This is a genomic window from Alkalitalea saponilacus (genome assembly GCF_900168165.1).
Lineage (GTDB): Bacteria > Bacteroidota > Bacteroidia > Bacteroidales > Marinilabiliaceae > Natronoflexus > Natronoflexus saponilacus.
Window position 1 is genome coordinate 283254 of record NZ_FUYV01000003.1, and the last position, 13370, is coordinate 296623.

Annotated in this window: 2 protein-coding genes and 1 pseudogene; 2 read left to right on the forward strand and 1 reads right to left on the reverse strand. The window is 41.3% G+C overall.

What is annotated here, in order from left to right; genetic code table 11:
- Nucleotides 1–93: 93 nt before the first annotated feature.
- Nucleotides 94–567: a S24/S26 family peptidase gene (locus B5X70_RS04470; protein ID WP_079556678.1), complete on the reverse strand. Its 474-nt coding sequence runs from the start codon at nucleotides 565–567 to the stop codon at nucleotides 94–96.
- 266 nt (nucleotides 568–833) lie between these two features.
- On the opposite strand from B5X70_RS04470, the gene B5X70_RS04475 reads away from it, so the two are divergent.
- Together B5X70_RS04475 and B5X70_RS04480 are read left to right on the forward strand one after the other, a co-directional pair.
- Complete coding sequence (locus tag B5X70_RS04475) at nucleotides 834–3308, forward strand: hypothetical protein (protein WP_079556679.1); 2475 nt, start codon at nucleotides 834–836, stop codon at nucleotides 3306–3308.
- A 612-nt stretch (nucleotides 3309–3920) separates the two neighbouring features.
- Nucleotides 3921–13370 (forward strand): annotated as a pseudogene (locus B5X70_RS04480) (hypothetical protein); the annotation flags it as partial.

Below are 13370 nucleotides of genomic sequence, written 5' to 3' on the forward strand. Positions count from 1 at the left end.
ACCTTAAACCTCTAACTTAAAACCATCAACTATCAACTCAAAACTTATCAACTTCACTCTTTTACCTAATCACCTTGTCACCTTTCAACCTTCCTACCCTCCAACCTTTAAAACCCTCCTATACAAACACAGAATCTTATACGAGAGAATTCCCAGAAACCAGAATGTCGGCCCCGTTACCACTCCCGTTTTGATAAGCACTTTGCCGATTCTCCCAAAGCTATATTTTGCCAATATCCAGCGTGATGAGCCTATGCCGGATAAAACACCTTTTACATCCTTGAAAGGGATGGGCTCATCTTCTTTTGCATTTCCATCTCCCCGGGTATAGCAAAAACCATTTTCAGATTTAATGAGCCGGTGGGCAATCCATCTGTTTTCACGGGTGAAAATCAGAATCTGGCCTGGTTTTAAATCATCATATCCAATGGGGCTTACCTGTATCACATCGTCCTTCATTAAAAAGGGAAACATGCTCATGCCAATTACCGGTACCTGCACGGTTTTCCCGTGCTTAAGCAGTTCCTCTAACCAGGACAAATATTCTATTTCAGTAAATGGCGACATGTAATTGTGGTTCAGGCCACAATAATATAAAAAAGTTATTACTTATTTGTAACAATCAGGTAAAACAATGCGCAAAAAACACCAACAGTGATATAATTATGTTAATCGTATGATGATGGTTCAATTTGATTATTCAAATTGTATTGATCTGAATTGTGTTTTTACTAGTATTATAGTGTTAATAGATAAGGTGTTAAGGGGTGCGTGGTTGATGGTCTCAATTTTCAGACCAATTGTTGTTTGTTTTTAGTTTTTAACATTTAAAAATGAAACAAGTCACTCTGTTTTTTCGTATAAAACTTCAAACGGACACTCTGAACAACAATGATAAAAATATGTTTAAGAGGTTTGTCCTGATATTGAAAAATGATTTTGTATTTAATACCAAAGGTATGAAGAAGATATACACGAAGAAATTGGGATTTTTATTAGTGCTTAGCATGCTGGCTATTGGTGAGTCCGCAGGGCAGTTTGTAAGCAACTCGATTGAAGGAAATTATGAGGATGCTTCAAGTTGGAATGGAAATCAGCCCCCAGTTACTGGAATCACAAGCCAGACAATGACAATTGTTAGTGGTGCAGTTATTACCCGAACAGGAGATTTTAATCCGGCACGTGTTACTATTAATGGCAGATTTACTGTAAATAACGGTAATTGCATCCTTGCTCAATGGGGTGGGCACGTGATAGAAAATGGAGCCTATGTTGAAATTTTTGGTAATCTTACTGCATCACAGTCATTAAATGTTAAAGAAGGAGCAACGCTGATCGTACATGGAAATGTTAATGTTACTGGTGCAGGAATCTTCATAAATGGGAATATGGTAGTTAAAGGAGATTTTACGATTACTAATGGTGCTTTATCAAATACGGGGAAACTTATCATAGGTGGAACATTTAAATTTCAGGGAGGAGGGTTTCAATCTCCTAATGGTAATAGTAACTTATATTTACTGGATCCGGATGCTGATCATGAATATGCCTATTCTCCAATAGCGAACAAGTATGGAGATATTGATGATTTTCTAGAGAATGAGTCTGGAAATGAAGATTTACTTGCGATTGCTGAGAAAGTGTTACCTGATGTTGTGAACATTGGTGGTTATCGGTTTTTATGGGTTGGAAGCATTGATGTTAATTGGGCTGATACGCGTAACTGGGGTGGCTCTTTGCCTGATATTCAATCTAATGTTAGGATAAAACCATCTGGTAATAATCCGGAAATTTCTTTTTATTCAGGTGTTATTGAAGTGAACAACCTTCTTATCGAAAACGGTGCCGTGCTTACCCTTAAACCCGGAGCACGTTTAACTGTCAATGGTAATTTAATCATTCAGGATGATGCAGAATTGGTTCTTGAAAATAGTTATGAGGAAGGCGGAATGGCCTCTTTAATAACATATGGTCAAATTACAGGAGATGCGAATGTCAAATTAACTCTACCCAAAGAGAAATGGTATTATCTAGGAAGTGCCATCCGAGATGCTACTTTTGGTAATTTCAGTCCGGGAGCTCAAGGTTCTGGAACGCTTGTCAATGTGTATCGTGATCGCTGGTATTCCACTTTTACTCAACATTATGAAACAGCTATGCGAAAGCTGGAAGGGGTAGCTGTTTTTTATCATAAAACTTCTGAATCGGATCACTTAATGGAGCTTTCCTATATGGGAGAGTTAAATTCCGGTGAGATTAGTCGAACTTTTGTTGAAAACAGATTTCAATTAATGGCAAATCCCTATCCAAGCTTTATTAACTGGTTAGATGACACAGGATGGGAGCGAGAACATTTTGAATCTACTATTTGGTATAGAACCCGAATTGGAGAGTCAATGACTTATATTACATTTAATAGATCGGCTGTTCCTGGAGCTCGTGTTTCATTATTTTCTGATAGTGGAGAATATAATGAGGAGGAAATGAGTTTAATACCACCTAAGCAATCCTTTTACGTACGTCCAATAGGAAGTAATCGAACAATAACAGTAAACAATCAGGCACGAGTACATGGCTTACCTGAATCACAATTAAAGAGCAGTAACAACGCTTATGGTGATGTTATTCGTATTACTGCCAATAACGGACTGACTCGTGATGGAGCAGTTATCTATTTTTCTCGGAGTGCATCTGAAGGTATTGATGAAGGTGACTCCGAAAAATATCGCAACAATGATGAGCGAGTGCCTGAAATATTTACCCGGACAGGTGAAACAGAATTGGCTATTAACGGATTACCCGAGTTGAATCAACCTGTTCGCACCATTCCGCTGATTGTTCGCAACAGGGTGCCAGGTGATGTGTCTCTCACGTTTGATATGAGTTATTACTACGGGATGCATTCTGTTTACCTGGAGGATCGGGACACGGGGGCTTTTATCCATGTTACTGCCGGAGGCGAGTATGTTTATACGGTGAGCGAACCGGGCGAACGGGATGATCGTTTCGTGCTTCACTTCTATATGGTCTCCACAGATTTGGAACCTGAGATGGAAGATCCAAGTGCAGCCGCAAGTATTCGTATCAATGGCGTTGCCGGAAAAGTTTTGGTAAGCATTGATTCGCAATTGCTTCAAATGGGGGAAGCTAACATTGAGGTGTTCTCTATAGAAGGTCAAAAAGTGAGCGAAACATTGGCTCGCAGCAGTCGTACTTTGGTGGTGCTTCCACGCACCAGTGCCATATTCATTGTACGTGTAACTGCCGGCGATGTGGTGAAGAGTGAGCGGGTAGTGGGGGTCAGATGATTAAACGCAGAGACGCTAAGACGCTGAGAATAATATAAGAGTTAAGACAATAGAGGGCTTCACGATATGTAAGGTCCTCTATTGTTTTTAAATGGTAACAAGGTTGAAAGGTGGCAAGTTACTAGGTCATTAGGTTGATAAGAAATGTTGAAGAGTTTTGAGTTTATGGTTCATGGTGTCAAACTTAAACTATTAACCCTATCTTATATGCCTTATATGGTAAAGTCCAACCACTTAGTTCACAAAGAATTACACAAAGTGCGCAATGAATTTATAGAGACCTCTGTGTCTTCTTAGTGCCCATTGTGGTTAAAATCTTATATGCTTTATGTGGTTTATCCCGCCTTACGGAACTCCGGTTTCCGGTTCCGCTATGCTGAATTCCGCTACGCTTCATCTCCTTTCTACCTTGTCACCCTTCATCCATTAATTCTCATTTTTAGCTCTAACAGACGGCAGGTGTATATATTAAAATATGTAAATATAATGTTTTTCTGACATTTATTTGTAACTATTCTTTTTTATGTTACGTAGAAAATAAAAAGGTATTTTGATGCCTATTTCGTTGTCTGAAATTATTCAAAGTTCTAATTTTTATATAATCTTTGCACCATGAAAAAAATCTACTTTAGATATTCTCTAATATCAATGGTGCTCATAGGAGCAATTACCGGATTGTATGCTCAATCTGGGCCGGGTGGTGTTGGAAATGCCTCTGGTGAAAATGGGCAGCCACAAAATGTTATTTGGTTTAATGCGGATATGCTTGAATTATCCGATAACGATTTTGTTGATATATGGCCGGATGAGTCTGGAAATGAAAATCATGCAGAGCAATCTGTAGCCGATTCAAGACCTAGGTTTCTTATAGATCAAATAAATGGTAGATCTGCTGTTTCATTTGATGGCTCTAACGATTTTCTGTCATTTGATGGTAATGTGATTGCCAACAGCGATTACACTGTGCTGTTTGTAGGGAAACGCAGAAGCAACAGTACTTTTAAAGCACTATTTGGGGGAACGGGTAGTGGAGCAAATACTAACCTGCACGTTTATTGGTTCAACGACACTCAGATACGTTCGCACCACTGGGGAAACGACCTCCAGACAAATATGGTGGCAGCGGCTCAGCCCCACTCAGGAGGCCGAACTGTAGATACCTATGGGATTTTTGCTACATCATTAAACTCATCGCTCTCAACAGCACACCGTAAAAACTTTCAAAATAACAGTTTTCTGGGAGCCAGAAATGTTGCAAATCAGCTCACTTCATGGAATGGAGCAGCGTTAGGTCGATATAATACAGGATACCATGATGTTGATGTCGCTGAATTTATAATTTATCGCTCTGCTTTGAACACAGCTCAAATGCAGATTGTTTCGCAATATCTCGCTTTGAAGTATGATATTACCATCAACAATAACCTTTTCTCCCCTCCAGCCGGTTATCGGGAAAATATGGCCGGAATAGGTAGGGAGTCCGATGGTTTTCACACCGAAGCTTCGGTTAGTGGTTTTTACCTCCGCGAAAACGGAGGCTTTAACAATGGCGATTATCTTTTTATTTCTGTTAATGATGAGGTAAATGATTCACCTGTTTTTACCGATTTACCTGTGGGCGTTGAGGAACGTTGGAAAAAAGATTTTTACCTGCACAAAGCAGGAAACTTTAATGCATCACTCATTTTTGATCTCTCCGAAGGAATATTAAACGGTAACTATCCTTCAGATATTGAGAATTATGTGCTTTTATACCGTTCAACTGCCTCAGGCAGTTATTCTGTTGTGCCGGGGGTTGATGCTTCTTTTGGAACCAATACTCAGGTTAAATTTGATGTGCCTGATAATACACTCCAGGATGGTTATTACACGTTAGGAACTACTGACCAGTTTGCAAGCCCTGTAATTGGAAAGGATGGAGTTACATGGTACACGCTTGTGAGTGGGGAGTGGACTGACCCGCAAATCTGGACGCTTGATCCGGCCGGAATGTTGCCCAATAATCCTACAAATAGCTATCCTCAGCAGGCCAGTGACAATGTGGTGGTTCGTAACGGGCGAACAGTGGTGGTTAATCAGGACAATCTGATTGGAAGTCGGCTTGTCGTTGAGGGGCGGTTAGACTTGGGAACAACTCAGGGGCACACTTTTGGAGAAATAAGAGGTACCGGGCGTATTCTTATGGCTGCCGATAACTTTCCGGACGGAGATGCCTCTCATTTTACCGGAAAAGGAAGAGGTGAAGGCACGGTTCAGTTTTATGGAGGCAGTTATAGCATTACCAATGCCCGAACATTTTATGATGTTCAGGTAGAATTGTCAAATCCTGCGGAGTCTATCACGCTTCTAAACAATCTGACTGTTGAAGGTTATCTTAAAATTGACAGAGGTGGTATTCGAATTAATGATAACAGCTCAACATCAATTCTTAATATTGATGTAAAGGGAAATGTTTATGTAGAGAGTCAGGGGAATATTTCTACCGGAACCGGAAATACCATAGGTTCATATTCCATTGGAGGCACCATGCCTCCAATTGGTCAGTATCATAATATCTTTCATCAATTTAGGGTGGGAGGTGATTTCATAAACAGAGGAAGCGTAAGATTTACAAATCTTACCGCTCCGGTTTACAATCAGTTTGCCTCTAATGGAGCCGTTACATTGCGTTTCTATGGGGAAACAAACAACTCCATGGAGCTTTATGGAGTTACTGATTTATACAATCTGGTTTTGGAAAAAGGTATCGACCGTACTTATACTTTGGAAGTATACAGCGACAATAATGACTTTTTTACTTTATATGGCTCCAACAATGCAGGTCGTGTAACTTCCAGTCCTTTTTCTGCTGCCAATCCGGAAGTTCGGAAAGCATTATGGATTAGGTCCGGAACTCTTAAACTGACTGGTGAAATACATATCCCTACACTTACTGAGGGTAATGCTTCTGGTGGCAACGGCGATTATGCCATTGGGCAAAATGGAGCATTATGGATTGCCGGTGCCGGGGTTGCAGTTTATTCAACAGCCTCTAATCAGGATCAAGTTCCCGGTTTTGAATCAACTGCGGTGGGTGTTGCTACAGGCGGAAGTAATCAGGCTATGTCTGTTTATGGTGCTTTTAGGATCTCTGATGGTTTCTTTGGAACGCGAAACAGTGCCGGATTTATTTTCTGGTCAGAAGCTTATGCCCAAGTACGTATTGATGGCGGAGAAATTGATGTTGCCCAATTCCGGAGTGGTGCTGTTGGAGGAGGAAAGACATCATTTACCCAGACCGGAGGATTATTTAGGGTGCGGGGAAATGTAACAGAAGCAGCTGAGAAATCCTCAAGCTATGCCATTTTTGGTTTCGATAGTGAAACCTCGGTGTTTAATATGTCTGGTGGTCAGATTATTTTAAATGATACAGGTGGAGGAGATGTAAATGGATTATACATCCCAAGTACCGAAGGCAACTTTAATGTTACGGGAGGAACCATCATTGTTGATGTTCCAAACAATCGAACTTTTGAGATTTCTTCCAATGCTAATTTTTGGAATCTGGAGATCCGAAGGTATAACACTTCAGGTACTTCAACGGTTAGGTTAATGAGTGATTTAAAAGTTGAAAGGGACCTGATCATACATGCTAATGCATTACTTGATGCCCAAAGTGGATCAGATGTGTATGATTTATACATTGGCCGACATTTTGACCTGCGTAACGGAGGTCAGTACAACGCAAGAACCAACACCACTCATTTTTATGGTACTCAGTCGGGGAATATCCTCGCAAGAAATAATTCTGTCCCTGCTCCATTGGTCTTCAACAATGTAAACATAGCAAAAGATCAGGCATGGAACCCTTCTATATTTAGGTCAGTTTCTTTGGGCAGTACCGGTAGAACTACCAATCCTGAGGAAATAAATAATACAGCAATTAAAATTGAGGGTGATTTGAAGATCACCCGTGGAGAATTTAATACTTTCAGATACAAGGTGTTTCATGAGGGCAATATTGAAATAGTTGATGGGCGAATTCTGGCTAATGCAACCAATCCCGGGCGAATAGTACTTAATAATGAGTCTGAAGAACAGACGCTAAAAGGAGCTCTTACCCAACAACAAAGTTTTGGGAATATTGAACTAGATAACAGCCATGGTGCCAGATTGCTGAGCAATATTGCCGTTTCAGATATTTATCTGAGGGAAGGTATTGTGAATCTTGATACCTACAATCTGCTTGTTTCAGGTATAGTTGAGACCATACCTACAGCAGGGAGCTTCGGAGAAGAGCGTATGTTTATGACTGCGGGGAATGCATCAGATGGCGGACTAACGTTATCCCTTAGTTTGGAGAATAGGAGCTATAGTAATGAAGAGGTTCTTTTCTTTCCTATTGGATCTGAAAAGGGGTTTAATAATGGAAATGTTGTAATCAATGGAAACCCTGGTGATTTTTCTGGTCATATTACTATGAATGGTGTTGATAACAACCATCCATCAGCTACAAATCCCGGATCTGCTTTGGGTTATTATTGGGTGCTAAGAAATAATGGTTTTGATGGAATTAATAACAACGTTGTTAGCTATAATTTTACTTATCAGCCGGGTGGAATGCCCAATAATTGGAGGTGTGTCAGATTGATTGATGGCTCAACAGATTGGATAACTGGATCAAATAACACAGTTAATTCACCTGTTGTAAGTTTTCCCTCTGCCGGCATGGTATCAGGCGAGTTTACTGCTGGGCAAAATAATGGTTTCAACAACCTTACAGTCTTTTATAGTCGGGTTGCTCAAGGTAATTGGAACCAAAATAGTTCGTGGTCCACGCAAGGGTATGGAGGTTCACAGGCTAATAGGACTCCTGGAGTCTACGATATTGTTAAAATTGGTTATCATGGTACGGAAGGAAATTATACCAGACACAGAATTACATTAAATGCTGGAAGTGTTTCTAATCCGGTTGTAATTGCAACATTAGTATTGGAACAGAACCCTGAAGCGAACGGAATTGAAGGTGAGATGTCAAGGTTAATCATTCCTCCTAACAGAGGTCTTCGAGTTTCGGGCAAAATTTCCGGTAACGGAGAGATCCAATATCAAATGGATGAATCTAACATACCTCTTCTTGAGGGCGATTTGGGTGAATTTGTAACAAATCCGGAAGCCAGTTTCATCATGCGTTCAAACTCAGGGAATGTTGTTGCTCCTACCCATCTAAATCGTTTCCCAAGGTTAAGCATCCCTGGCTCAAGTGAAAGCTGGAATGATAATGTCTCCGTAACTTTTGCAACTGATATTACTTGCCTGAATTTGAATGTGAGATTTGGAGGAACTTTGCGGTTAAATGATGGTGAAGGGGGTGATATACATGTTCTTGATTCATTAAGAATTGGTGGTATTGGCACTGATAATGAAGGACGAATTGTCTTCCCAAATAATGGGAATTCCAGAACATTGAGGGTTGATGGAAACTTATCTATTCATACCGATGGTGATGGTTTTAAAAACAACAGGATAGTTGTAGAAGAAGGGGGAATCGCCAATCTGAAGCATCGGTTAGCAGTTTATGGAGATATTGTTTTGAGGGATAATGAATCCTATATGAATCTATTTACTGCAAACGATAATCTTCAAAGCAATGTTATACTAGAGCTTAGAGGAGATAGGAGTGCTGAGTTTCTTAGTGCTGCCACGTTTCCACCATCACTTTACCGCATCATCATGGATAAACAAACCAATCGTAACTTCACCTTCCGTGATTCATTTACGCTTGGTGGTCCAACCGATGGAGATCAGAAAGCCATTGACTTACGCGGCGGTACTTTAAGGTTGTGGAACAGTGGAATTGATGTGATGCTTTCATCGGGAGGTGCCGATTTTAGAATCCCTTCAGGAACAGGTCTTTATCTGGGATCCGGTGCTACAGCACGAGTGTCCGGGAATAATACCGGAATCTGGTTGGATGGAGCACTTACAGCCGGATTTAATACCAATCTGTTTATCAACGAGGGTGTAAATAACTATATCGAATACACATCATCCGGCAGTTCAGAAATCAATCTTCATCAGGCTACGCTTCTGGTAGGTTCCCAGATACGAAGGTCAGAGCTGGTAGAGGAGGGTATCTTAACCTTCAGGCAAAACCAGGTTAACTCAACCGTGAAAATTGGTACAAATGCCAATTTGGGTGGAGCAACCAACAGGGGTGTGTTTGAAATGGTATCACCCGGGTCATCGTTCTTTCAGGCAGCCGGAGCTCGTATGAGCCTTGTAAACGCTGTCCCCAATGCCACTGTTTCTTCTCTGTTGCTTAATGTTGATGAAGCTCAGGTAAATATCGGAGTTGGATCCACCATTGCTTTTGGTGATGATCAGACAGCGGCTGATCAGTCATTTGGCATTTACTCCAATGTAGAATTGCAAAACCTGCAAGTCGATAATCAATCTGAAAACAGTCCTGTATTAAATCTTAATACGGTAGATCATTCGCTGGACAATCTGATCATTGATGAAGGAGCTACCCTCAAAGCCAACGGTAGAACTGTAACCATTACCGGTGATTTTGATAATTTTGGAACGTACATCCCATCACAGAATACCACCATATTTAAAGGAGACAAGGATCAGTTCATAACCGGAAATACTCAGTTTTATAATCTTTTAAAAGAAGGGACGGCTGATTTGATGTTGGCGGATAATAATGCGGATTTAATCATCAACAATAATTTCAATTTTAATTCCGGCAATTTAATTGGCAATAACAATGAAATTACGGTTAATGGAGATCTGTTGTTCAATGGGACTTATGTCCATTCAGGTTCTTCCAAGGGAATTGTTATGAATGGGCTTGAAAACCAAAGGCTTACCGGTTCAGGTTTGTTTGGGATGCTTACGATAAATAACCCTTCGGGAGTTGATGTTCCCATAGGTAACCAGCTATCAATATCCAATCGTTTACGATTGGAGCGTGGGGTATTTAATATTGGCAGAAACTTGTTGGTACTTGGTGTTGATGCCGAAATTGAAGCAGGCGAGCCATTTTCAGCAAACAACATGATTCAAACCAATATCTCATTTACCGATAATGGTGTAATAAGATATTTACCATCAGGAGCAGGAACTTATGTTTTTCCAATGGGCTCTTCCGGGAAATACACCCCAGTAACCTTTGATGCCACAGCAATGACATCAACCGGGGGTAGTTTGTTGGTGAAGCCTGCCGGGGAACATCATCCAAGTGTTACCGACCCTGATAATGTATTACATTATCATTGGGTGCTACGTGCCGAGGGACTGTCTGATTTCGCCGGAACAGCACGCATGCGTTATTATCCGGTAGATGTTAAACCAACCATAGCCAATATAAGTAATTATGAGATCGCAAGGCTTTTATCGGATGGCTCGGGAGATTGGAATAAGTTCTCTGGTGAGGATGTAATAGACATACCCAATAGTGAACTGGTTTTTACTTTTACTACCGGAACCAATGATGATGGCATTAGTGGAGATTATACTGCCGGGCTAAATGCGGCAATCCCGGATCAGGTGCCGACTTATATTTCTACTCAGACCGGTGATTGGAATCAATCCTCAACATGGGACACCTACCCTGAGTCTGGTGGCATTGTTCCCGGCGGAGGTCCAAGAGGTTCAATGGTTATAGTAGCTCATGAAGTAAATGTGTCGGGTAATTTTATCTCATCTTACCGCACTACCATAAATAACAATGGAAAACTAAATATAGGTACAACTTTTGGTCATAGGTTAGGGGAAGTAGATGGTACGGGTATTTTGAGCATTGAAAGAGGTGATTTACCCGCAGGTGTTTATGATGGCTTCTTTTCATCTACAGGTGGAACCATAGAGTTTGCCGGTAGTGATAATTATGATGTTTTAAGTGATATTACTGTAGTTAATAATTTGATGCTTTCAGGTACAGGACAAAGAAGATTGCCAAACCTGAATTTGCAGTTGTTGGGAGATTTAACCATTGATGGTGTATCATTAAGAAATGAACACAACAGAACTCTTTCGGTTAGAGGAAATGTTTTATTTAATTCAGGAAGTTTTGATGCCGGTTTCGGTGAAAATTCAAGGGTGGTGTTCAACGGTACTTCTCAACAGTTGGTAGAAGGCAGTAATTCATTTACATCTACGAATAAGTTCCATCGTCTGGAAATTAGTAATAATAGTAATGTATTATTCAGAACAGGTGCTGATGTCGATCAGATTTTAACGCTTTCTGCCGGGCGACTTGTAGTTGAAAATGGAATGCCTTTTAGTGTTTTAAATGCTTCATCCGCAGCTATAGTTGGCGCTTCAACTCAAAGGTACATAGATGGGGCGTTATACAAGCGGATAAACAGCGGTTCATCATTCGATTTCCCGGTTGGTAACGGAAACAGGTATGGCCGTTTGGTTCTATCTGATGTGAATACATCCGGTATGTGGCGGGTTCAATACTTTAACAGTTCGCCAAATGGAGCCGATTTGCCAATATCCAGCAAAGAGGATCCCGTGCAGTTTGTCAGTTCAAACGAATATTGGAACATTGAAGCGCCGGCAAGTGCAACAGCACATGTTACAATGCGTTGGGATGCTTCAAGTGGGGTTAACCCTGCGGAATCAGGATTACGGGGCGTTCAATGGCTCACTGATAAATGGCATGAGGTCATATTAACCAATGTTGCCGGGACTCAATCAGCCGGCAGTGCCAGAACGTCAACTCTCATGAGTTTTAACGCCAATGTTGCAGGTAATTACGTTACTTTTGGAGCCATAACGATTCCAACCTATAGCTGGACAGGTTTAGGAGGCAATAATAACTGGTTCAATGCTGCAAACTGGGCAGGTGGTACAATTCCCTCAGGGAATTCAGATATTTCCATAGGAACTACAACTCCTTTCCCGGCTATATCTGGATCATCGGTAGCACAGGTTAACAATCTTTCCATTTTAGAAGGAGGACAGCTAACCTTATTACCCGGTGGACAGCTAACAGTAAATGGAAATTTGAATATTGAGTCTGTCGATGGACTCATCATCGAAAGTGAAACTGGGATAGGCAAAATGGCCTCTGTTATCACTCATGGAGCAGTTACCGGATTGACTAATATTAAGCTTACAATTCCTAAAGAACAATGGTTTTATTTAGGCAGTTCCATCCAGAACGCCACCTTTGGTAATTTCAGTCCCGGAGCACAGGGCTCAGGAACCTTGGTCAATGTTTATCGCGACCGATGGTATTCAACCTTCACGCAACACCATGGAACCGCTATGCGAAAGATGGAAGGTGTGGCTGTATATTATCATAAAACCAACGAGGAGGATAACTTTATGGAATTATCCTATACCGGGGTTCTTAATACAGGAGAAATTGAGCGAACATTCTTGGAGAACCGTTATCAGTTGATGGCCAATCCATACCCCAGTTTTATCAATTGGCAAAGCGATGCGGGATGGAATCGTGAACATTTTGAGCCAACTATTTGGTACAGAGCATTGATTGGAGAGGCGATGACATTTGTGACCTATAACCGTGCAGCTGTTCCGGGCGCCCGAGTGGCATTTTATCCTACCGGGGAGAGTTACAACGAGGAGGAGATGGGTCTGATCCCGCCTATGCAGTCTGTGTATGTTCGTCCGTTGGGAGCCAATCGCACCATTACCATAGATAATGATGCTCGCTCTCATGGTGTTGCCGATTCTCGCCTTAAAAGCAGTGAAAGTTCATATGGGGATGTTGTTCGCATCACCGCCGATAACGGACTCTCGCGCGATGGTACCGTGATCTATTTCGCTCGCAATTCTACTGAAGGTAAAGATGAGGGTGATTCCGAGAAATACCGTAACAGCGATGATCGTGTGCCTGAAATATTTACCCGAGTAGGTGAAACTGAGTTGGCTATTAACGGACTACCCGAGCTGAATCAACCTGTTCGCACCATCCCGCTGATTATTCGCAACCGGGTGTCAGGAGATGTAACGCTCACGTTCGATATGAGTTATTACTACGGGATGCATTCTGTTTATCTGGAAGATCGCGACACGGGAGCATTTATCCACGTTACC